At 61.2% G+C, this 23,480-nt stretch carries 17 protein-coding genes; 8 read left to right on the top strand and 9 right to left on the bottom strand.

The features are described from left to right. Positions 1-139: 139 nt before the first annotated feature. Positions 140-3,847 (bottom strand): methionine synthase, encoded by a 3,708-nt coding sequence (gene metH, locus ACF8GB_RS13960; RefSeq protein ID WP_145255314.1) that lies wholly within the window; start codon positions 3,845-3,847, stop codon positions 140-142. A gap of 180 nt (positions 3,848-4,027) precedes the next feature. On the opposite strand from metH, the gene ACF8GB_RS13965 reads away from it, so the two are divergent. From ACF8GB_RS13965 to ACF8GB_RS13985, 5 genes are all read left to right on the top strand, one after another. Continuing rightward, entirely contained in the window at positions 4,028-6,328 is a 2,301-nt protein-coding gene (locus ACF8GB_RS13965) for a fatty acid cis/trans isomerase (RefSeq protein ID WP_392527176.1), read from the top strand. 108 nt (positions 6,329-6,436) lie between these two features. Continuing rightward, entirely contained in the window at positions 6,437-7,468 is a 1,032-nt protein-coding gene (locus ACF8GB_RS13970; protein ID WP_392527177.1) for an acyltransferase family protein, read from the top strand. Positions 7,469-7,526: 58 nt separating this feature from the next. Beyond that, the gene (gene nfuA, locus ACF8GB_RS13975) at positions 7,527-8,111 is read left to right on the top strand and encodes a Fe-S biogenesis protein NfuA (protein WP_023536208.1); all 585 of its coding nucleotides are present in this window, start codon (positions 7,527-7,529) and stop codon (positions 8,109-8,111) included. A gap of 250 nt (positions 8,112-8,361) precedes the next feature. Continuing rightward, positions 8,362-8,970 carry an SCO family protein gene (locus ACF8GB_RS13980; protein ID WP_058603848.1) on the top strand — a complete coding sequence of 203 codons (609 nt, stop codon included), beginning with the start codon at positions 8,362-8,364 and terminating at the stop codon, positions 8,968-8,970. Beyond that, a complete protein-coding gene (locus ACF8GB_RS13985) occupies positions 8,971-9,456 on the top strand; it encodes a copper chaperone PCu(A)C (RefSeq protein ID WP_196185575.1) in 486 nt (161 codons plus the stop codon). Between the two features lie 34 nt (positions 9,457-9,490). Here ACF8GB_RS13985 and ACF8GB_RS13990 read toward each other — a convergent pair whose 3' ends face one another. The 8 genes from ACF8GB_RS13990 to ACF8GB_RS14025 all read right to left on the bottom strand — a co-directional run bounded on the left by ACF8GB_RS13990 (position 9,491) and on the right by ACF8GB_RS14025 (position 15,113). After that, entirely contained in the window at positions 9,491-9,718 is a 228-nt protein-coding gene (locus tag ACF8GB_RS13990) for a hypothetical protein (RefSeq protein WP_058637360.1), read from the bottom strand. A 70-nt stretch (positions 9,719-9,788) separates the two neighbouring features. Continuing rightward, positions 9,789-10,622, bottom strand: a complete 834-nt coding sequence (locus tag ACF8GB_RS13995; protein ID WP_392527178.1) for a helix-turn-helix domain-containing protein — start codon at positions 10,620-10,622, stop codon at positions 9,789-9,791. Continuing rightward, on the bottom strand, positions 10,619-10,933 hold the full coding sequence (locus ACF8GB_RS14000) for an AzlD domain-containing protein (protein ID WP_392527180.1): 315 nt from the start codon (positions 10,931-10,933) through the stop codon (positions 10,619-10,621). The genes ACF8GB_RS13995 and ACF8GB_RS14000 overlap by 4 nt, the downstream gene beginning before the upstream one ends. After that, the gene (locus ACF8GB_RS14005) at positions 10,933-11,622 is read right to left on the bottom strand and encodes an AzlC family ABC transporter permease (protein ID WP_392527182.1); all 690 of its coding nucleotides are present in this window, start codon (positions 11,620-11,622) and stop codon (positions 10,933-10,935) included. The genes ACF8GB_RS14000 and ACF8GB_RS14005 overlap by 1 nt, the downstream gene beginning before the upstream one ends. Before the next feature lie 122 nt (positions 11,623-11,744). Next, positions 11,745-12,419, bottom strand: coding sequence for a sel1 repeat family protein (locus tag ACF8GB_RS14010; protein ID WP_230375053.1), 675 nt, complete (start codon positions 12,417-12,419; stop codon positions 11,745-11,747). Positions 12,420-12,574: 155 nt separating this feature from the next. Beyond that, positions 12,575-13,657 (bottom strand): hypothetical protein, encoded by a 1,083-nt coding sequence (locus ACF8GB_RS14015; protein ID WP_392527184.1) that lies wholly within the window; start codon positions 13,655-13,657, stop codon positions 12,575-12,577. Positions 13,658-13,693: 36 nt separating this feature from the next. Continuing rightward, positions 13,694-14,323: a LysE family translocator gene (locus ACF8GB_RS14020; protein WP_197843960.1), complete on the bottom strand. Its 630-nt coding sequence runs from the start codon at positions 14,321-14,323 to the stop codon at positions 13,694-13,696. 1 nt (position 14,324) lies between these two features. Next, on the bottom strand, positions 14,325-15,113 hold the full coding sequence (locus ACF8GB_RS14025) for a YqcI/YcgG family protein (RefSeq protein WP_196124757.1): 789 nt from the start codon (positions 15,111-15,113) through the stop codon (positions 14,325-14,327). A gap of 159 nt (positions 15,114-15,272) precedes the next feature. Between ACF8GB_RS14025 and ACF8GB_RS14030 the strand changes: the two genes are divergently transcribed. From ACF8GB_RS14030 to ACF8GB_RS14040, 3 genes are all read left to right on the top strand, one after another. Next, positions 15,273-16,193, top strand: coding sequence for a LysR substrate-binding domain-containing protein (locus tag ACF8GB_RS14030; RefSeq protein WP_058603856.1), 921 nt, complete (start codon positions 15,273-15,275; stop codon positions 16,191-16,193). A 157-nt stretch (positions 16,194-16,350) separates the two neighbouring features. Beyond that, positions 16,351-18,711: a DNA polymerase II gene (locus ACF8GB_RS14035; RefSeq protein ID WP_197843959.1), complete on the top strand. Its 2,361-nt coding sequence runs from the start codon at positions 16,351-16,353 to the stop codon at positions 18,709-18,711. An 83-nt stretch (positions 18,712-18,794) separates the two neighbouring features. Further along, complete coding sequence (locus tag ACF8GB_RS14040; protein ID WP_392527187.1) at positions 18,795-23,273, top strand: NEL-type E3 ubiquitin ligase domain-containing protein; 4,479 nt, start codon at positions 18,795-18,797, stop codon at positions 23,271-23,273. Positions 23,274-23,480: the final 207 nt, after the last annotated feature.

Raw genomic sequence — 23,480 nt, forward strand, 5'->3', positions numbered from 1 at the left:
CCTGGTCGCGCTGGTCGTCATCACGGCGGTGTATTGGGGCACTCACCCCTAATCCTGCTCACCGATCACATGGCGCATCAACACTGACGCGCCTTGTTTCCAGCTGCGCCCCACGGGAACCGCTGGATGCGGGTGTGCCTTAGCTGTCATACCCAAGGTTTGGCGCCAGCCAGCGCTCGCTGACACTTATTGGTTGACCTTTGCGGGTGCTGTAGCACTCGATCTGATCCTTGTCCACCTTGCCCACTGCAAAGTACTGCGCCTGCGGGTGGGCGAAATACCAGCCGCTGACAGCCGCGGCCGGGAACATGGCGTAATGCTCGGTCAGGAAGACGCCGCTTGGGCCGGTTTCGCCGATGGCGCTGCCGTCGAGCAGGCGGAACAGGGTTTCTTTCTCGGTGTGGTCGGGGCATGCCGGGTAGCCCGGCGCTGGACGGATGCCACGGTACTGCTCCTTGATCAGCGCTTCGTTGTCCAGCTGCTCCTCCCGGGCATACCCCCAGTAATCCTTGCGCACCTGCTCATGCAACCATTCGGCGCAGGCCTCGGCCAGGCGATCGGCCAGGGCCTTGACCATGATCGAGCTGTAGTCGTCGCCTTTGTCCTGGTACGCCTTGGCGACTTCTTCGGCCCCGATACCGGCCGTGGTGATGAACCCGCCCACGTAGTCGGTCACACCGCTGGCTTTGGGGGCCACGAAGTCGGCCAGCGACCAGTTGGGCTTGCCGTCGGGCTTGATGGTTTGCTGGCGCAGGTGGTGCAAGGTCGCCAGCGCAGCGCCGTCTTCGCCGTACACCTCGATGTCGTCATCGGCCACCTGGTTGGCGGGCCAGAAGCCAAACACTGCGCGAGCACTGATGAGTTTTTCGTCGATCAGTTTGTCGAGCATCTCGCGGGCGTCCGCATACAGGGCAGTCGCCGCCTCGCCAACGACTTCGTCCGTGAGAATTCGCGGGAACTTGCCCGCCAGATCCCAGGAAATGAAGAACGGCGTCCAGTCGATGTATTGGGCCAGGGTGCGCAGGTCGATGTCATGCAGGACCTTGGTACCAGTGAAGGAGGGTACGGCTGGCTGGTAACCGGCCCAGTCGTACTGGGGTTTGGCCGCCACTGCCTGGGCGTAGGTGAGGCGCTCGGTCCGGGCGCTGCGGTTGGCCGTGCGCGCGCGTACCTCTTCGTAGTCCTGGCGTGTGCTTTCGACGAAACCCGCCTTGAGCTCCTTGGACAGCAATTGCGTCGCCACGCCGACGGCGCGAGACGCATCGGTGACGTAGATCACGGCGTCATTGCTGTACTTGGGCTCGATCTTCACGGCCGTATGGGCCTTGGAAGTGGTGGCACCGCCAATCATCAACGGCAGCTCGAAACCCTGGCGCTGCATCTCGCGCGCCACATGCACCATCTCGTCCAGCGACGGTGTGATCAGGCCCGACAGGCCAATGATGTCGCATTTCTCGTCCCGAGCCGTCTGCAGGATCTTCTCGGCGGGCACCATCACCCCCAGGTCGACGATGTCGTAGCCGTTGCAGCCGAGCACCACGCCGACGATGTTCTTGCCGATGTCGTGCACATCGCCTTTGACCGTCGCCATCAGGATCTTGCCCTTGGCCTCGGGCTTGTCGCCTTTTTCGGCTTCGATGAACGGAATCAAGTGCGCAACGGCTTGCTTCATCACCCGGGCCGACTTGACCACTTGGGGCAGGAACATCTTGCCGGCGCCGAACAGGTCGCCGACCACGTTCATGCCGCTCATCAAGGGGCCTTCGATGACCTCGATCGGCCGCGCACATTGCTGGCGGCACGCCTCGGTGTCCTCGACGATGAACGCCGTGATGCCCTTGACCAGCGCATGCTCCAGGCGCTTTTCCACCGGCAGCGAGCGCCACTGCTCGTTCTCGACTTCCCGCGTGGCACCGCCGCCTTTGTAGTCGTCGGCAATGGCCAGCAGCGCATCGGTGCCCTGGGGCGTGCGGTTGAGCACCACATCCTCGACCTTTTCCCGCAACGGCGCTGGGATCTGGTCGTAGATTTCCAACTGCCCGGCATTGACGATGCCCATGGTCAGGCCGTTGGCGATGGCGTGGTAGAGGAACACCGAGTGAATCGCCTCGCGTACCGGGTTATTGCCCCGGAACGAGAACGACACGTTGGACACCCCACCCGAGGTCAAGGCGTGCGGCAGGTGGTCGCGGATATAGGCGCAGGCCTCGATGAAATCCACGGCATAGTTGTTGTGTTCCTCGATGCCGGTGGCGACAGCGAAGATATTCGGGTCGAAGATGATGTCTTCTGCGGGGAAGCCCACCTCGTTGACCAGAATGTCGTAGCTGCGCTTGCAGATTTCCTGCTTGCGCGCGGCAGTGTCGGCCTGGCCAACCTCGTCGAAGGCCATGACCACCACGGCTGCGCCATAGCGCTTGCACAAGCGGGCATGGTGCTTGAACTGCTCAACGCCTTCTTTCATGGAAATGGAGTTGACGATGCCTTTGCCCTGGATGCACTTGAGGCCAGCCTCGATCACCTCCCACTTCGAAGAGTCGATCATGATCGGCACGCGCGAGATGTCCGGCTCGCCGGCGATCAGGTTGAGGAAACGGACCATGGCCGCCTGGGAGTCGAGCATCCCTTCGTCCATGTTGATGTCGATGACCTGGGCGCCGGCCTCTACCTGCTGCAGCGCCACTTCCAGGGCCTCGGTGTAGTTTTCCTCGCGAATCAGCCGCGCGAACCTGGCCGAGCCGGTGATGTTGGTGCGCTCACCGACGTTGACGAACAACGACTGGCGATCGATGGTGAAGGGCTCCAGGCCCGAGAGGCGGCACGCCTTGGCGATCTCCGGGATTGGCCGTGGCGGGTACTTGGCCACGGCCTCGGCGATTGCCTGAATATGCCCAGGGGTGGTGCCACAGCAACCGCCAATGATGTTCAAGAAGCCACTGGCGGCGAACTCCTCGACCACGGCCGCCATTTCCGCCGGGGTTTCGTCGTACTCACCGAAGGCATTGGGCAAGCCCGCATTGGGGTGGGCCGAAACGTGAGTATCGGCCTTGCTCGACAACTCTTCCAGGTAAGGGCGCAAGTCCTTGGCGCCTAATGCGCAGTTCAGGCCGACGGATATAGGCTTGGCGTGCCGGACCGAGTTCCAGAAGGCTTCGGTGGTCTGCCCGGACAATGTGCGGCCGGAGGCATCGGTGATGGTGCCGGAAATCATGATCGGCAGCTCGATGCCGTCGTCCTCGAACACCTGCTGCACGGCGAAGATCGCCGCCTTGGCATTGAGGGTGTCGAAAATGGTTTCGATCAGGATCAGGTCGGCACCGCCCTCGATCAGCCCGCGGGTGGCCTCGATGTAGTTTTCCACCAGCGCGTCGAACGTGACGTTGCGGTAGCCCGGGTCGTTCACATCGGGAGATATCGAGCAGGTGCGGCTGGTCGGGCCGAGCACGCCCGCCACGAAGCGCGGCTTGTCGGGTGTTTCCAGCGTCTTGGCATCGGCCACTTGGCGGGCGATGCGCGCCCCTTGCACGTTCAATTCATACACCAGCGATTCCATGCCATAGTCGGCCTGGGAGATCTGGGTGGCGTTGAAGGTGTTGGTCTCGAGGATATCGGCGCCCGCGTCCAGGTAAGCCTTCTCGATGGCCGCGATGATATCTGGACGACTCAGCAGCAGCAGGTCATTGTTACCTTTGACGTCGCTTGGCCAATCGGCAAAGCGCGTGCCACGATAGTCGGCTTCCTCCAACCGGTAGCTTTGAATCATGGTGCCCATGCCGCCATCGAGAATCAGGATGCGCTCTTTAAGTGCTTGTTGAAGGGCGTGAAGACGAGCGCTGCGGTCGGACATATGAACTACCTGGACGGGCGGAAATCAGAAAGTGCTGAATCATAACAAAGCTGCACGGTTTTTAGGGGTGCGCTCGGTTTCCATGAAATATGTTCATGTTGCCTGGGTCTTACTCAGCTATTAATACAAACACTGCCCATGCTTATTGCGTTGGCTGCACATAATCAGGACATCTCGCACATGGTGCATCGTATGCTTGCCGGCTTTGTCGCTCTCTTACTCAGTAGCGCGGCGTTCGGGCAAGGTCTTCAAGCAAGTCCAGCCATCTCCTACACCCGTGATGTCCAGCCGATCTTCACCGAAAAATGCGTCGCCTGCCACGCCTGCAACGACGCTGCCTGCCAGCTGAAGCTGGAGGCAGCCGAAGGCGCCGTGCGCGGCGCCAGCAAGGTGCCCGTTTACCAGGGCGAGCGCAGCAAGGCCGTGGCGCCCACCCGGTTGTTCTATGACGCTCATGGCGAGGCCGAGTGGCGCAAGAAGGGCTTCTATTCGGTGCTCGACAACCAGGGCAGCCAAGCCGCTTTGATGGCGCGCATGCTCGAACTGGGGCACAAGACGCCGCTCACCCCGAATGCCAAGGTACCGGATGAGATTGCACTAGGCCTGAACCGCAACAATATGTGCCCGTTGCCCCACGAGTTCGACGCCTACGCCGGTGCGCATCCCAAAGAAGGCATGCCGCTGGCCGTCACCGGCCTGACGGACCAGGAATACGCGACACTGCGTGGCTGGCTGGCGGCGGGTGCGCCAGTCGAGTACCAGGCGATCAAGCCCAGTGCCAGCGAAGCCCGTCAGATCGCCGAATGGGAAGCGCTGCTCAATCGTCCAGGAGCTTCAGAAGCCTTGGTGGGGCGTTGGTTGTACGAGCATCTGTTCCTCGCCCACATCCACTTTACCGGGGGTGAGCAGGGGCACTTTTTCCAATGGGTGCGCTCGCGCACGCCCAGCGGGCAGCCTGCCGATATCATCGCCACGCGCAGGCCCAATGATCCGCCCGGAACAGAGTTCTTCTATCGCCTGATTCCCATCCAGGGCGTGATCGTGCACAAGACACACATCACCTACCCCCTGGGTCCGCAAAAACTCAAGCGGGTCAAGCAGCTCTTCTACGCCGGCGATTGGCAGGTGACCACGCTGCCAGGCTACGGCCCTCGTCACCGCGCCAACCCTTTCGAAACCTTCGAGGCGATCCCGGCGGTGGCTCGCTACCAGTTCATGCTCGACAACGCCGAGTACTTCGTACGCACATTCATACGCGGGCCGGTGTGCCGTGGGCAGATTGCCACGGACGTGATCCGCGACAACTTCTGGGCGCTGTTCCAGGAGCCTGCCTTCGACCGCTACGTCACCGATGCCCGTTACCGTGGCAAGGCCACGCCCTTGCTCGCCATGCCGGGTCAGAACGACGATGTGGGCAGTGTGCTCGCACTGTGGCGTGCCTATCGCGACAAGCGCAACGAGTACGAGAAACTGCGCCGTGAGGCCTATGCCGACATGCCGGCCCCGGGCTGGTCGACCTTGTGGACAGGCAACGACAACGCGTTGCTGAGCATCTTCCGTCACTTCGACAGCGCTACAGTGACCAAGGGCCTGGTGGGGGATGTGCCCCTGACGATGTGGTTGTTCGACTACCCCTTGCTCGAGCGCACCTACTACCAGCTGGCGGTCAACTTCGACGTCTTCGGCAACCTGTCGCACCAGTTGCAGACGCGCCTGTACTTCGACCTGATCCGCAACGGCGCCGAGGTCAACTTCCTGCGCCTGATGCCGGCCGAGGCGCGCCAAAGCATCCTGAGCGACTGGTATCAGGACAGCGGCAAGATAAAGATGTGGCTCGACTACGAAAACATCGACGCCGATACCCCGAGCGGCCTTGCCCTGAGTCCACACGATCCCAAACGCGACTTCGGGTTGCAGCTGATCGCGCGGACCGCCAGCATCAATGCTTCACCCGACCCGATCAACCGCTGCCAGGGGGCGTACTGTTCGCGGTCGCAGATGACTGAAGAGTTCCGCAATGCAGAGCAGTCCCTCAGCCGGCTGGTCTCGCGTCCCGCCGCAGGGTTGAAAGTGATCAATCAATTGCCCGAGGCGACGCTGCTGCGCATTGAAGGGCAGGGTGGGCAGCGGCAGGTCTATACCTTGATGCGCAACCGGGCGCACAGCAACGTGGCATTCCTGTTGGGCGAGGCTTATCGTTACCAGCCGGGCCTCGATACCCTGACCTTGCAGCCCGGGGTCATGACCAGCTACCCCAACTTCATGTTCAACGTGCCAGCCGCCGAAGTACCGGTTTTCGTCGACCTGATGAGTCAGGCCAAGGATGATGCCGCTCGCTTCGAGCGCATCGTCGAGCGATGGGGTATACGCCGAACTCACCCGCAATTCTGGCGTTATTTCCATGACCTGAGCGCGTTCATTCTGGAAACCGACCCGGTGGAGGCCGGCGTGCTGGACATGAACCGCTACGAAAACCTCTGATCGGGGCGCGCTGACCTTTCGCGCCCTCCTGCGGTCCCAAACCATGAGTGGCACCGGCAGCTGCGCTGCAGCCGGTGCCTGAATGCACCGGCAAACGCAGGGTACTTCATGCTGTATTCGCTTCAGGCACTTCGTGCTTTCGCCGCCTGGGTGGTCGTCTGCCACCACTTCATGCAGGTTTTTTTCGACTTTCATGCGTCCGGGCCCGTCGGCCAATTGTTCACTGATCGGGGTGCGGTCGGCGTGGATATCTTCTTCGTCATCAGCGGGTTGGTCATCTACCTTTCGACCTGCGACAAGCAGGTTGTCCCGCATCAGTTTCTGCTAAACCGAGTGCTGCGTATCGTGCCGGCCTACTGGTTCTACTCGGCCTTGATGGCCTTGATGCTGCTGGCCTTCAGTCAATGGATGCCGCATCAGGTGTTCACCTGGCAGCACCTATTGCGTTCACTCTTTTTCATACCGGCAGAGAACCCAGGTGGCTACGGTATGTACCCCACCCTGAACGTCGGCTGGACCTTGAACTTCGAGATGATGTTCTACCTGCTGTTCGGGATGGCGTTTCTCGTTGGCCGGCGCCTGCACTTGCTGGTGGTGGCCGGGCTGTTGGTAGTGGTGAGCGAGGTCCTGGGGCGCCTGGGCGTGGTCAGTCATTTCTACAACAATGACATCGTCTATGAATTCCTGCTCGGCATCGGTATCGGGGTGCTGCATCGCCGTGGTCTGATCCGTCAGGGTGTCTGGGTCCCGCTGGGGCTTCTGGCAGTGGCCGCGCTGGCCATTTATCAGCTAGACGCCTCTCAACGGCTGCTGCATTGGGGCCTGCCCAGCGCAATGGTCGTCCTGGCCTTCATCGCCATGGAGCCGCTGTTCACTGGCAATCGCGTACTCAAGGCGCTGGGCGACTGCTCGTATTCGGTGTACCTGATCCATGTACTGGTCCTGCACCTGGGCTGGTTTGCCAGCCAGCAACTGGGGCTGGACCCGTACCTGACATTCGCCGTCTGCGTGCCTTGCATCGCACTGCTGTCGTGGCTCAGTTACCAGTGGATCGAGCGCGGCCTGTACCGTCACATGCAGGCCTGGAAAGCACCGAGCGTACAGGTGCAGCCGTATGTGCTTTCCCGAGTCAAATACTAGGACTTTGTTAGAGGGCTGCGTTGGCGTACACTGGCGCACAAGTCTGTGAGGAACCTACATGAGCGCTATAACCATTACCGACGCCGCCCATGACTACCTGGCTGATCTGCTGTCCAAGCAGAACACGCCGGGTATCGGCATTCGTATCTTCATCACCCAGCCGGGTACCCAGTACGCCGAGACGTGCATCGCCTATTGCAAGCCGGGTGAAGAGAAGCCTGATGACACTGCTGTGGGCCTCAAAAGCTTCACTGCCTACCTCGACGCTGTCAGCGTGCCGTTCCTGGAAGATGCGCTGGTGGACTATGCCACCGACCGCATGGGTGGCCAGTTGACCATCAAGGCGCCTAACGCCAAGGTGCCGATGGTCAATGAAGACAGCCCGATCAACGAACGCATCAACTACTATCTGCAGACCGAAATCAACCCTGGCCTGGCCAGTCATGGCGGTCAGGTGAGCCTGGTGGATGTCGTCGACGAGGGCATCGCTGTCCTGCAATTTGGCGGCGGCTGCCAAGGTTGCGGTCAGGCGGACGTCACCCTCAAGGAAGGCATCGAGCGGACACTCCTCGAGCGCATTCCTGAGCTCAAGGGTGTGCGTGATGTGACGGACCATAGCCAGAAAGAAAACGCCTACTACTAAGGCATCAGGGGTTGCACCGAGCTGGAATCTGGCTTGGCGCTGGCCCTGGAAGGCGACGTGCCGCACTGCACTAGCAACAAACTGTTACGTTTGCAAGCCCTGCGACAATCGGCCGCTGCCCGTAATCAGCGGCCTGCAGGGGTTAATCGCCGCCAGTGGGTAGAAGGTACTTGGGGGGCATGCCAGAATGCGCCGGTTTTCTGCCCGGCCCGCCCCGAGGGTCGGCACCTTCCCTGTAAAGGATGGTTTCATGAATGATCTTCTGAGTCGGCGTGCAGTCGTCGCCGGCATGGGCGTTCTTGGGCTTGGCCTGCTGGCAGGTTGCAGTCCGGCGCGTGGGCTCGAGTTCAAGTATGGCAAGAACATGAGCAACGAAATCCTTGGGCGCAAGTTCTCGCTGCGCGATCCCCAAGGCAACGTCCGTACCCTGTCAAGCTTCTACGGCAGCATGCCGATGGTCTTCTTCGGCTTCACCCAGTGCCCGGCCATCTGCCCGACCACCCTGGCACGAGCCGCCCAGATCCGCAAACTGCTGCGCGGCCGAGACCGTGATCTGTTCCAGGTGGTATTCATTACCCTCGATCCAGAACGCGATACGCCGCAAGTGCTCGATGCCTACGTCAAGGCGTTCGACCCGACCTTCGTCGCGCTCACCGGTACGCCTGAAGAAATCGACGCCGTGGCCAGGGAGTTCAAGGTGTTCTATGAAAAAGTCCCGGCCGGTGACACCTATACCATTTCACATTCGTCCACCAGCTACGTTTACGACACCCGTGGCACCCTGCGGCTGAGCCTCGGGCATTCCCTCACAGCCAAGGAATGTGCCGAAGACCTGGTTACCCTGATGGAGATCTGCTGAATGTCATTGCAATCCGTTAAGCGCGGCCTGGCTGCGTTGGTCCTGCTGGGCCTCACTGGGCCGGTAATGGCCCAGACCACAGTCAGCGAGGCGTGGGTGCGCGCCAGCGTGCCTCACCAGCAGTCGACCGGTGCCTTCATGACCATTACCGCCAGTAGCGACAGCAAGCTGGTCAGTGTCGCCTCGCCTGTGGCCAAGACTGTACAAGTGCATGAAATGACCATGAACGGGGACGTCATGGGCATGCGTGAGGTCAAGGCTGTCGCGCTGCCGGCCGGTAAGCCTGTCACCCTGGACCCCAATGGCCTGCACGTGATGCTGATGGGCTTGAACGATCAGGTGAAGGAAGGCCAGCAGGTTCCGCTGACGCTGACGGTAGAAACCGCCGATGGCACCGCCGAGACTGTGGCCGTGCAAGCTCAGGTACGCGCGCTCACTGCGCAGGCGCAAGGTGAGCATGAACATATGCACATGAGCCACCCGTAACACCTGGCGGGGCTGCCTTGTGGCCCCAGCTGGTTCAACTGCGAAACTTCGGCAGTGGCCTGTCCAGCGTCAATGACGTCAGCGCACGCCGCACACGTGCTTCGTCAGCTTCCAAGGCCTTCAGGCTTGCCCGTATCTTACCGGCCGCCGGCAGGTCGCCCTGGCGATCGATCCAGTCGGCAATCGCCTTGCAAGCAGTGCTAAGGCACGCTTGCCGCTGGTTCATCAGTGACAGAAGGGTGGTGATCTCTCGTTCGGACATGACGGCTCCTCCTTTCAGCCTTTTGAGTGTAGCAGCGCCATGGCCAAACGCCTGCGCCGCATTGACGCGCTCACGCGGCGAAGCAGGCAAGCCGGTAGGCCCCCGGGGTGATGCCATAGGCTTGCTTGAACTGTCTGTTCAGATGGCTCTGGTCGGCAAAGCCCAGGCTGAACGCCACTGTCGCAGGCGGCTGCCCCTCCTTGAGCAGCTCCCTGGCCCTTACAAGGCGTCGCTGCTTGAGCCAGGCGTGAGGGGGCATGCCCGTTGCCTGGCGAAACACTCGTGCGAAGTGAAACGGCGACAGGTTGACGGCAGCCGCCAGTAACTCCAGCGACGGCGGGTCAGCCAAGTGGGTTTCCAGCAACTCTCTTGCGCGTGCAACAGCGCGAGGCTCGCGACCAGGGGCAGACAGATCGGCCAGGCGTCCGTGGCGTTGAACCAGCGCCAACACCGCCTGGCGCCATACGGTTTGCTGTTGCAGTGCGCTGGCGCTGCTTTCGGACAGCTGATGCAGTTGGCTGAAGGCGCTGGCAAGGCCAGCATCATGGATCACGCTATCGCGAAAGCGCGGCATCCCCCCATGGCCCAGTTCCAATTCATCCAGCACACCGGTAACGCGCTCATGTTCAGGGTAGAACCCGCGATAACGCCACCCGGCCTCGTGGGCCTTGGCACCGGTATGCAGTTCGTCCGGATTGATCAGGACCATGCTGCCAACCGGTGCAAGATGCTCGCTGCCCCGGTGCCAGAAACGCTGGGCACCGGATTCGATCACGGTGAACACATCGCCTTCATGCACGTGTGGTGCAAACCGTTGCTGCACATACCGGGCGTGCAGCATTTCCACATCGCCCAGCGCCGGTGCCTGCCATAGATGCGTTTGCTCACGGGTAGTGGTGTTCATGAAAGCACGCTTCGCAGGACGAAGAAAATCAACATGCTCAACAGCATGCTCAGCATCACGCTACGGGTCAACCACACCAGTGCGGCAGCCACCACCGCCCCCAGCAGGTACGGGTTGAGCGGTTGCAGGTTAAGCGTATGCCCTGGCAAGAAGATGATAGGGCCGCAGATGGCCGTGAGCATACCTGGCACCGCAAAGTCCAGGAATTGACGCGCATGGGCGCTCAGGCGCAACGGTAGGCGCGGTTCGAGAAAAGCATAGCGATTGAGGAACACCACTATGCCCATGCCGATGATGAGCAGCCAGGTCATCAAACGGTCCTCCGAAGTTTCTGGCATGCGAAGCCGGTGCTCATCCCAAGCAGGCCGGCGCTGACCAAGGCCGTTTCCCAGTGCCAATGGCTGAGCAGTACTGAAGCGGCCAGTGAAACGGCGACGCACGCGAGCGTAGGCAGATTACGTACCATGGGCGTGATCAAGGCGACGAAAGTGGCGACGATGGAGAAGTCCAGGCCTAGCTGATCAAGGTGTGGAATGCTTTGCCCCAGCACGATTCCGACCCACGTGAACAGATTCCATGCAACGTAGAATGTGAAGCCCAGACCTAAGGCATACCAGCGATTGAAATGCTGGTGGTCGTGCCGACTGGTCAGGGCAAAGAACTCATCGGTCAGCAGAAATCCAAGCCCCAGGCGCCAGTGCAGTGGCAAGGGGGAGAGCGCTGGGCGCATCGACAGCCCGTAAAGCAGGTGCTGTGAGGTGAGTAACAAGGTTGTCAGCAGTATGGAGGCCAGGCTGGCACCGCTTTTGAGCATGCCGATGGCCACCAGCTGCGCAGCGCCGGCAAAGACGATCGCCGAGAGCCCCTGGCTTTCCCAGGCGCTGAGGTTGGCTTCGATGGCCATGGAGCCGGCCAGCAGGCCCCAGGGCGCGACGGCAAGCGACAGCGGCATGATGGCGATGGCGCCCTGCAAAAAGGCGTGACGTGCGATGGACGGCATAGGAAGCGGGCATGTGGACAAGGCAGGCCAGCATGCCAAGCCACCACAGGTGATGGCTTGAACGTTCTTGCTCTGTTGTCACCCATTTGGTGCGCCGCGCTGAGGCCCCCGGCGGCCTGGGGTCAAGGCCGGCTGGTCAAATGCTGCTGCGCCGTTACACAGCCATTGGTCTCTACCGCTTTTTGCAGCAATGAGTGGCGATGTTGCGGATCCAGATCACCCAGCAGGCGGTAGACCTCGGCCTGATAATCGCGCTGTCGCCCCCATAGCATCTCAAGGCCCTGGGGCTGGCTGCGGCTGCAGGCCATGCGGGTGGCAGGCTGGGGATAGTAGGGCGCATAGAGGGTTGCCATGCTCGGTACGGCCTCCAGTGCGGCGCGGTACTGGGCGCTGGCGTTGTAAGGTGGGCACCAGGTGGCAATGGCTGGTGCCGACGGCGCAAACCCTTGGTCGAGGCTTGCCTGGAGCAGAGGGCAGGCGGCGTCGGGTATCTGCGCGGCAGGCAAGTAAGTCATGTAGTAAAGCGCCAGACGGTACTGCGCCACTGGGTGGCCGAGTGCGACCGATTTCTTGAGCAGTGCCACCGCAGTCGGCAACGTGTGGGCCATGGCCTGCCCCTGGCGCCGCAGCTCTGGGTCGCTATCCAGGGCTGTGCGCAAGACGCTTTCGTCCTCTTGAGTATCTGCCTGTTCCAGAAGAGGCAGTGCCTGGCGGTAGAGCAGATCGGCATGGGGGTCGATGGACACTTCCAGTGCGTGCCCCGCCGTAGGCAGCAGCGCGGCCAGCATCAGCGCCATCTGCGGCAAGCGACTCACAGGCTCGCCTCGCCAGTTGCCAGGCAAGGATGGACGGCTTCTCTATTCATGACAGTCAAGCGTACGCCTCAGGCAATCGGAACGACGGACTATTCTATCCATGCAACAGGGCCGTCCGAAAGACCACCCGACGATTGTCAATCAGTAGAGCACTGTAGAGTGCTCGCGGACAGTGGTTTTTCCCGGGCAAGGCCGAGCTTGGCCGTGATCACGTTGGCCAGCGCGGTCTGCCCCATGTCGTTGAGGTGCAAGCGATCGATGAACAGGTCCGAACCGAAGGCTGGCGAGCTGTCGAGCATGCAGTTCATGTCGAAGCAGGGCACCGGTGCGGCTTGTTCGCGAATGCGGCGAAAGAATGCCGCATGCACCTTGCGGTCAAAAACGCCTTCGAGCAAGCGGTCGATGTTCCCTGGCGTTTGCTGAAGTGCGCTGAGCATGAACTGCTCACCCGCTGGCAGGGTCTCGCGACACCAGTGCACCAGGGGTTGAAGGATGAAGGTGAGGGTAGTGTGAGCGCTGCCTAGCAGTCGATCCCATTGCTGCACTGAGCGAGCAATATGGTCGGCTGCCTGGGCGGTGCGTTTTTCTGCTGGGGAAAGTGCCTCGAAGGGCCGACGAGGCCGAGGCGCGGCGGCCGGAGGCGCCAGCATCTGGCTCAGCCGCTGCCAGAGGCTCAGGCTAGGCTCTGATGCTGCCTGGGCTTGCTCTGAACCGGCCAGCGACGTTTGCCAGTCATTGATCTGCCGAGGCTCATGTGAGCAGGCGCTGATGTCCCAAAGCGCTTCGTGTGCCAGGCTGTTGAGTCCGCTGAGTATGACCACATGTCCCAGCGGTGCCAGGCGGTGCTCATGAGTGAGGAACATCAAAAGTTCCTGGCTCGCATCCAGCCCGCAGCCGGCCAGGCTCAGCCAGAGTTCTCCGGTCAGCGCCGACAGCTGCGAGGCCACGGTGTATTCATCGGAACTGGCGCCGATGCCCATCGCCACCGAGCCTCCGACCAGCAGATTGATCCGCGCGGTGTTGTCGCGTTCAGCCACCGAAAACCGCCGGCCGTTGAAATGGCTGTAGCGAAGGCCCAAGGCGTCGGTGTTGACGACGGCCGAGCTGAACCCGGTTTCGTGCACCCGAACGCGTTGGGTGGCGCACTGGGTGGCCTGGGCAAGCAGCTGTTGGTACTCAAGCTGCAAAGGCGCAAGTCCTTGGCGACTGGGAGTGGACATCGGGTCTCCTGGCAAGACAGCGCCTCAGGCAAGGGGCTAGGCGGTAAGCTCCTTGAGGTTGTACAAAAGCCCGCCGATGGCGATCAACAGCAATGCCACGCCGGACGCGATGCTGATGAATCGTTGGCTGCGCGCTGACGCGATCTTGCCGATGGCAAAGATGTAAAGACTCAGCACGGCGAAGTCGATCACGATCCAGAGTAGTGAAAGCACGACCATACTTTTGCCGAACGACTCGGTGATCTGGATGAACTGCGGGAAGAAGGCGATGAAGAAAATGATGTCCTTGGGGTTGGAGATCCCCACCATGAAGCCTTGCCACAGCCCCCCGCGGCTCACGGGTTTGGCGCTTTCGGGCCGTTGGTCTGGCTGCGGGCTTGCGAGCGCCTCCCTGAGCGTGCCGACGGCGATATAGCCGATGAACAGGCAACCCAACAGGCTCATGGCACTAAGCCACGCCCTGTCGATGGCCGCGCTGGTGAGGATGATCCACGCCGCTGCGCCGATCAGTACCAGCGAGGCCCAGTTGGTGCCCAAGGCCGTGAAAATGGCCTTGCGTGAGCCAGAAGCGGCTGCGGTATTGACGATCAATGCCACGACCGGACCTGGAGTGGCGATCAGCAGCAGGACGGTAAGGACGTAGGAGGCAGTCAGGGCGGTATTCACGTCAGTTCTCGATCATGTTGTCGGGGGTGGCAGGCACTGCGGTCCGGGCATGGAAAGGGCAGCGTGCCGGGTTCAACGAACCGGTTTCCTGTAATTGATATTGCGTCCACTCAAAGTTATCCGCTTCACCGAAGAAGCCGAGGCTGTCAGGCATTACCCCGTCGTTGTAGTGGCCGACCCGCTGGCGAATGCGCTCGCGGATGCGCTGGCCGCTCGTGGTGGCGACATTGGCCACTTCGTCGAAGTTCTCGCGCGGGTTGATGACGAATGTGATGTGTTTGCCCAGGTTGCGGCTTTTCATCTGCTGGTGGCCCGGGAAATTCATGTTGATGAACAGCGGCATGCCGGCAAAGCAGAACGACCAGCCGCTGTTTGCGGGGTCGGCCGGCACTGTCTGGGGCCAGGGGTTGGGATCTCGTGCGTGAACGCCTTGCAGCACCTTCCAGGCAAGTGCCTGCTGTTGCGCGAGCGGCATGTCGGTCACTGTTTCTAGAAACGCCACCAACGGGTGGCCGATGCGAAGCTTAGGCGCAATCGGATCCATCAACCCGACATAGCTGGCCAGCCCTTGAGCGATGTCATCAGCCAGTTGTTCAGCGCTGGCGAAAAGAACGTAGCAAGTTTGCGCATTGACCGCCTTGCGCCCGAATAGGCAGGGGAAATCCGGATTGGCAACAGTATGGCGAAAGTGTTGCAGTGCAGCGGTTGTCCAGTGTGGTTCGATGCACGCATGTTCGAGGGTCTGCTCAAACGCATCCAGGCGATAGCATTGTCCATATCCCGTAAACATGGTTTCCCCAAACTTTTAATTGATGAACGATCTACGCAGTTTCAGGCAGGATCTAGGTTATGTATGTTTTTTTAATGCATTTTCAAGAACTATCAGCAGGTTGTAAAACGCGTGAAACTATGACCTACTATTAGTCTTGCTAATACTCAGGAGGCGTCAATGTCGGAAAGGATTCAGGCCTTGCATGCACTGCGTGCGTTCGAGGTCGCGTCCCGCTATGGTTCGTTCACCAAGGCGGCGGAAGAGCTTGCACTGACCCAAGGCGCAGTCAGCCACCATATCAAGACCCTCGAGGGCATGTTTGGCTGCGATTTGTTCGAACGGCGAGGGCCCAAGTTGAGCCTGACCGAGCACGGACGCCTGCTCTCTCAAGAGCTCAAGGTCGGTTTCAAGATCATCGAAAACGCTTGCGCGCTGCTGCGCCAGGATCGCTACGGCCTGCGTTTGAAGGCGCCTTCAACGCTCACCGTGCGCTGGTTGCTAAGGGCACTGGACGGTTTCAAGAAACACGAAGACACCTGCACTGTGCAGCTCTCGAGCGTGTGGATGGACATCGACAGCGTCGACTTCTATTCTGAGCCCTACGATTGCGCCATCTTGCTGGCCAACGGCCGTTTCGCGGCCGATGTGGAGAGCTTCAGGCTGTTCGACGAGTGGCTCATTCCGGTCTGCCACCCCGACTACATGGGACAGGCGCAACCTGCGCTGTCGGACCTGAACCGTTGTGAATTGCTGCATCCCTCGCCTGATCGGCGCGACTGGCGGCGCTGGTTGGCGCGCATGGATGCCCTCGATGTCAGCATCGACCAGGGCCAGGTGTTCGACACGCTCGATCAAGGTATCTCTGCCGCTCAGCAGGGCCTGGGCATCTCCGTGGTCGATCTGGTGTTGGCCAGTGCCGACCTGGCAGCCGGGCGCCTGGTCACGCCGTTCAAACAGGCCGTGGCAACTGGGGATGGCTACTACATGACCTGGCTGAAAAACAGCCCCAAGGCCCGTCAGATGCAAAAATTGCGAGATTTTCTCCTCGGTCAGGTGCCTCCCTTGGTGCTCAAGGACATCAACTACCTGTACAGCTGAGCCCGCTGTACCGCACACGGCAAGCGCAGCCACTTCACCGACGGTGGGCACCGTGGGTTTGGATGCCGGAGCATCTTGTCGTCTCACAGGCCAGGCCCGGTGCGCCGGGGGCCACCCGTTACACTTGTTATCATCAACGAATGCAGAGGGCGCGGCAGTGGATTTGCAGCAGGGCTTCGTCCTGACCCGGCACTGGTACGACACGCAGGCAGGCACGTGCGTGGAGCTGTGGTTGGCCACCGATCAGGGCCCTCGGCAAGTGAGACTGGCGCCCCAGGTCAACGTGGCGTTCGTCCCGCAGGCGCAACAAGCGCACGCGCAGCTGCTGCTGGCCGACGAGCCGGATGCAGAGCTGCGCCCGCTTGGGTTGAAGACGTTCGATCAACGCCCAGTGGTAGGGCTGTACTGCCAGCACTACCGGCAGCTGTTGCAGCTGGAACAACGGCTGCGTACCGCAGGTATCGACGTCTACGAGGCCGATGTCAGGCCACCGGAGCGCTACCTGATGGAGCGCTTCATTACAGCCCCTGTGCAGTTCGCTGGACGCCTGGACGAGCGGGGCGTGCTCTGCGATGCCCAGCTCAAGCCGCACGGCAGCTACCGTCCCTCGCTGCGTCTGGTGTCGCTGGACATCGAAACCACCGAGCGGGGAGAGTTGTACAGCATTGCCCTGGAAGGCTGCGGGCAGCGCCAGGTGTACATGCTTGGCCCAGCCAACGGCGACGCCCGTGAGGTTGACTTCGACCTGCACTACTGCGCCGATCGCAGTGCGTTGCTGCACTGCCTGAACCATTGGATAGCGCGCCACGACCCGGACGCGATCATCGGCTGGAACGTGGTGCAATTCGATCTGCGCCTGCTGCATGAACACGGCAAGAAGCTGCAAGTGGCCATGGACCTGGGCAGGGGCGGGGCGCCCATGACCCTGCGCGCGTCAGGTAGCGGTGGCCATGTCTTCATTGATGTGCCCGGCAGGTTGGTGATCGACGGCGTCGAAGCGCTGCGCTCGGCAACGTGGAGTTTTCCATCGTTCAGCCTTGAGAATGTCGCGCAAACCCTCTTGGGTGACGGCAAGGCCATCAGCACTCCTTACCAGCGCATGGATGAAATCAATCGCATGTTCGCCGAGGACAAACCTGCGCTGGCCCGTTACAACCTCAAAGACTGTGAACTGGTCACACGCATCTTTGCCCACACCCGGTTGCTGGAATTTCTGCTTGAGCGTGCTTCGGTCACGGGCCTGGCGGCAGACCGCAGCGGTGGCTCGGTGGCTGCCTTCTGCCACTTGTATATGCCGCACATGCACCGCCAGGGCTACGTCGCGCCCAACCTGGGCAGCCGCCCCGAAGAAGCCAGCCCCGGCGGGTTCGTCATGGATTCCCGACCTGGGCTATACGATTCGGTGCTGGTGCTGGACTACAAGAGCCTGTACCCCTCGATCATCCGCACATTTCTGATTGACCCTGTCGGCCTCGCCGAAGGGCTGCAACAGCCAGATGACGCGCGTTCGGTCGAGGGTTTCAGAGGGGCGCGTTTCTCCCGCACACGTCACTGTCTACCGGCGATCGTCGAACGTGTGTGGCGCGCCAGGGAACAAGCCAAGCAGGATTGCAATGCGCCATTGTCCCAGGCGCTGAAAATCATCATGAATGCCTTCTACGGTGTATTAGGCTCAAGCGGCTGCCGATTTTTCGACGCGCGTCTGGCCTCCTCGATCACGTTGCGCGGGCACCAGATCATGCGCCAGACCCGCGCGCTGGTCGAAGCCCGCGGGTATGACGTGATCTACGGCGATACGGACTCGACGTTCGTCTGGCTCAAGACCGGCCACGATGAAGCGGCGGCTGCGCAGATTGGCAATGCACTGGTGAGCGAGGTAAATCGGTGGTGGCGCGAGCACCTGCGCCAGACGCTTGGCCTGGAGAGCGCGCTTGAGCTGCAGTTCGAAACCCATTACCGACGTTTTCTCATGCCCACCATACGCGGCACCGAGGAGGGCAGCAAAAAGCGCTATGCCGGCCTCGTCCAGCGTGCCGATGGCACCGAAGACATGGTCTACAAAGGGCTGGAATCGGTACGCACCGATTGGTCGCCGCTGGCCAGAACCTTCCAGCAGCAGCTCTACCGGCGAATTTTTCGCGGTGAGCCTTACCGCGAATACGTACGCGAGTACGTCAGTCAGATGCTTGGCGGGAAGCACGACGCTTCGCTTGTGTACCGCAAACGCCTGCGCCGCCCGTTGGCTGAGTATCAGCGCAACGTGCCACCGCACGTACGGGCCGCACGGCTTGCCGATGACTACAACCGGCAACTGGGTCGCTCGCTCCAGTACCAGCGGGGGGGCTGGATCAGCTACCTCATGACCACCGCCGGGCCCCAGCCGCTGGAGAACCGTCGTGCCCCCATCGACTATGACCATTATCTTTCGCGCCAGCTGCAGCCGGTCGCCGATGCGATTCTTCCCTTTGTGGGTGACAGCTTTTCTGCGTTGATCGATGACCAGATGCTGCTGTTTTGACCCTGAGGTAGTACCCCGTCGCCACGGGTTCGTTCGTAGGTCTCGCTAACCTCCCGTGCACAATCATTTCACGGGAGTAACTGATGGATACCGCACTCACTGATCTTCAACTGGCAGAGCAGGCCGGCCAGGACGGCCTGATCGCTGCTCGCTTGCCGGGCTGGCTCAAAAAGCTCGACAAGGCATTCGTCACCCAGGCAGGCCAAGCCCTCAACAGCAGCCTGACCTGCCGCCACCGTCTGGCGGCGCGGTGGGGATCGATCAAAGGCATCGACGCGTTCGCCAAGCCCCTGCTGGAGAAGACCTTGAGCGCTCGCTTCGGTATCACCCAGGACGTGGACCAGTTGTGGTTTCGCAATGCTGACGAGGTGCCGCTGGCCACATACTTCCCTGTACGGGTGCCCTTGACCAAGCGCGAGTACTACCTGATACCGCTGCTCGAAGCCGTATTGCGAAATTTTACCGCTCAAGAGATGCAGCCACAGATCTTGCCGCCCATGGCCGGCGTATATGACGCGGCGGGTAACGCGGTGCCGGGACTTAGTGCCGCTCGGTTTGCCCAATGGGTTCGGGAATTGGATTTAGGGGCGCTCTATCAACAGCACTTGGCCGCCCATCTGACGTCGGCCTCCATGCAAGCGCTACTGGGCGAGCTGAACCGGCACGAAATGTTGCTTGATGCATTCAAGGCTGACGCCCAGGGCGTATTTGCCCCTGGCGAACTCAAACTGCTGGTCGACTTGTGGCAAAGCGGCAGGCTTGGACACCTGCACGGCGATCGGGTGATTCCCAAGCGTCTGCAGATCCTGGACTGTCCATTGCAGCAGATTCTGGTGCTGGATGTGCGGGACGAATCGTTGGCACCTTTCCACACCTCGAGCAAGCGTGTGCTGGTGTATATCCCGGGTGACCCGTTTGGAGCCTGGAGCGTTGCCGATAATCTGGAGCGCTTTGAACGCACCGTGCTGAACAAACGCTTGCGCCAGCCTGCCTATCAGCAGTTTTTTGCGCGTTTCATCCGACGTCGTGATAGCCAACGGTTCTTCAGCCAGATCGCAACGGCGTTCTATGAGGACATGCCGGTCTGGGCCACGGCTGACCTGTACCCGGTGGCGAGCATCTTGTCGGAGCCTGTGTTCGAAACGCTCGCCAGCGCTCGCGCTCAACACGTGATGGACGATGCCGCGACGCTGGCGCCTCCGGTCAACGCTTTGGATCGAGCGCTCGAGCGTGCCCATGAGCAACGCCTGGCAGCCGAAGGCTGGACGCTGCTGGGATTGGCCAGCTTCTGGCTACCTGGGTTGGGCTTGGTACTGCTTGCCGTGACTGCTTGGGAGTTGCTGAAGGAGGTGTTCCATGGGGTGGACGCTTGGCATGAGGGCGAGACGGAGCAGGCCATGAATCATATGACCCATGTGGCCGCTGAAGTCACGCTGATTGGCGCTACCGCAGGGGCGGGTTATGGCTTGGCCAAGGCGTGGAAACGCTCGACCTGGGTTGATGGCCTGGTCCAGTCCGATGTGCAAGATGACGGCGCGCGCCTGTGGTCTGAGGACTTGTCGCCGTTTCGAAGCGCCCCGCCACCTGCTCAAGCGTTGACAGATCACGAGGGAATCAGCCGCCAAGGCACTGATGCATGGATCCGCATGGACGGCCACACTTACCCGGTGCAGCAACGGGCGACCGACGATCAGTGGCAACTGTTGCCGCGCGACGGTATGGGTCCTCTTTTACAGCACAACGGTGCAGGTGCGTGGCGGTTGTGGAGTGAATCCCCCCTCGATTGGTCGACAACCCATTACCTGTTCAGGCGATTGGGCGGGCCGATGGCAGAACTCGATGACACGCGCATCGAGCAGGTCATGGCCATTCACGCGCTCGACGACGACCAGCTACGCGGTTTGCATATTCGCGGCGCCGACCCCTTGCCAGCGCTGATCGACACCAGCAGCCGTGCGCATCTTGCTCAGCGTGTCGACAACCTGCTGGTGCAGTTGCGCACTGGCGTTGTAGCCGAGGATCAGAGCCTGCTGGCGCAGGTTGTCCAGCTGACCGGTGGCGAAGGGCTGTCCAATGTGGATCTAGCGGCGCAGCTCGATGGACAACGGTACGAAGTCATGCAGCACCTGTTGGATCAGCAAACGCCCCCTTCGAGCCAGGAAATCCAAGCCTTACAGTGCGTATTTCCACGCTTGTACCCTGCTGCGGCACAGACGCTGCTGGCCAATGCGAGCAGCGTCGACCTGCAACGTCTGCGTCAGACTGGCCGCGTACCCTTGCAACTGGCCGAAGCTGCCCGTCAGCGCAGCTCGTACATTCGGGTGCAACGCGCCCTCGAAAGCCTGTATTTGCGGACGTCCCAGGATACGGATTTGGCCAAGTTGGTCCTGGGGTTGCTCGCTTATCGAGCTGGCGGCATCGGTAATGTACGTTGGCGGCTGTTAAGTGCGCAGTCCAACGGCGTACAACTGGCCAGTGTTGGAGAAGGGGATGCCGAGCTGCAGCTGTTCCATGAAACCCAAGGCTACAGCGTGAGAAACGCCTTCGCGCAGGAGATCTGTCCTCCCGGCGACCTGTTCGACGCCATCGTGAGTGCCTATGATCAGGCACAACTGACCTCCATGGGGCTGCATCAGCCTTTCGCCCAATGTTTGCGCCAAGAAGTCGCTGCGCTCGCCCAGGTTCACCGGGCAGCATTGCCTGAGCTCCTGGGCATCACGACTCGCCGCCGCTGGCAATTGCCCACCCGCTTGGCCGACGGTCGCGTGGGGTACCTGCTCAGTGGACGTGGAGGGCGCAGGCCGAACCCCTACCTGCGAAGGCTGAGGTTTCTGTACCCCACTTATACCGATACCCAGCTTGACGCGTGGCTGGATGATGCGCGATCGGCCGCAGGGGGGATCGAAGCACGGTTGCGACGCCTGGAGGATCAGTACCGGCTCCTCAGCGCGCAGTTGCGCACATGGGCCAGGCAAGGATCTAGCCATGCCGAACGACAACGCCGCCGATCGCTTGGACGAGCCTTGCGCAATTGCTGGCAGCACGTCCTGGATGAGGGCATGCACGGCGACAGTCTTATCCAAGCCTATCGTTGGGACATGATTGGCATTCATACCGAAAGCCTACCGGAGCTGCCGTCCCAGGTAGGGTTCGACCATGTGTATTCACTGGCACTGCGCGACGCCAGCATCCGCCATTTGCCTGAAAGCTTCCTGGGTGCATTCACCAGTGTTCGGTCGCTCGAGCTTCCCGATAACCAGCTCTTGCGGATTCCCCAGGCGCTCTTGCAGCTGGAACATCTGTGGACGCTGAACATGGCACACAACCAGATCGTGCTTGATGCGGGGCAGGCCACTATTCTGGCTTGCTGCAGCAACTTGCGTTATCTGGACCTCTCACGTAACCCGTTGGGCAGGCCGTTTTCGGTGGGCGGGCTGACATACCTGCACGAGTTGCGTATAGCAGGCGCCGGCCTGCGCAGCTTGCCTTACCAACTACTCGAGAGTACATCCCTGCGGGTGGTCGATTTGCGCGACAACCTGCTCACGGCGTTGCCTGAGAACTTCTATGAATCGCGCCTGTGGGTGGAGGGTGAAGTCCACCTGGGCGGCAATCCGCTGTCGGCTGCTGAGCGTGAGCGGCTGGCGCAAGCGTTGCTCACGGCCGCTACCCGCGCCCGTGACCGAGCAATGGGACTGGTGCGACTGCGCTGGATGGATGCGATCGGCCTGAACCATCGCACCGAACTGGGCGCCTGCTGGGAACACCTGCAGGCCATGGAGGACGCCGGCGAGTTCTTCGGTCTACTCGAACGCCTCATGGACACAGCGGATTTTCAGCACCGCACTGGTGCGCGGTATCTCGCCGGCCGAGTACTGACACTGTTGAGGGCCATGCGAGATTCGAGCGACCTGAGGGTGGCGATGTTCAGCGATGCCGAGCAACTGACCTGTCAGGACAGCGTGGCTCTGCGTTTCAGCGACCTTGAAGTGCGCCTGCGGGTCTGGCAGGCCGACGCCCAAGCGCAGCAAGGTGATCAGGAACAGGCTCTTTTGCACCTGGGGCGGCAGCTGTGGCGCTTGGATGAGGTCGAGCGTGTGGCCATGGATGACGTGCGCTGGCGCCAGGCCGATGGTGCCGATCCTGACGAGATCGAGGTGGTGCTGGCTTACCGCCTGGCGCTACGCGAGCGCCTTGACCTGCCCATCTTCACTAGCGGCATGTCATTCAGGGAGGTAGCCGGGGTTACCGAAGCGCATATGGAGCGGGCAGCCAGGCGCGTGCTGCAGGCAGAAACCAGCGAGCAACTGGCCAACTCTCTGTTGGATCGGGAGTTCTGGTGCAGGCACGTACGCAACGTGCATGCGCAGCGTTTTGAGGAGATGAACGCCCCTTTTCATGCACGGCTGGAGGCTGTGCAAGAGGCTCCTGATCTGAGCGAACAGCAGGTGTTGCAGCAGACAGAAGAAATTTCACAGCAACGCCAGACAGGCGAGCGCGCTCTTCTGCTGGCCATCACGCGTCAGGCGCTGGACAGCGCGGCCGAGCCCATCTCACCCTGAGGTGAAGCAGGCCGTCGTACCAGCGCAGGATAAGCGTGTTGAGCTATGCTCATAGGCATGCATGGGCTATCTAGGGCGCCACCTGGCAGGGTGGACACCTCCAGTTACTTTTGAGTTGCGCCTTGCCGGGTGGGTTGGTTTAGGCTCCTGCGTCGGACCTTTCTCCAAGGTCTGTAGTCTTTGTTTGATCGAGAGAAAAAGGAGATG

It is taken from the genome of Pseudomonas sp. xss_4, assembly GCF_043104125.1.
In the GTDB taxonomy this organism is placed as follows: domain Bacteria; phylum Pseudomonadota; class Gammaproteobacteria; order Pseudomonadales; family Pseudomonadaceae; genus Aquipseudomonas; species Aquipseudomonas parafulva_B.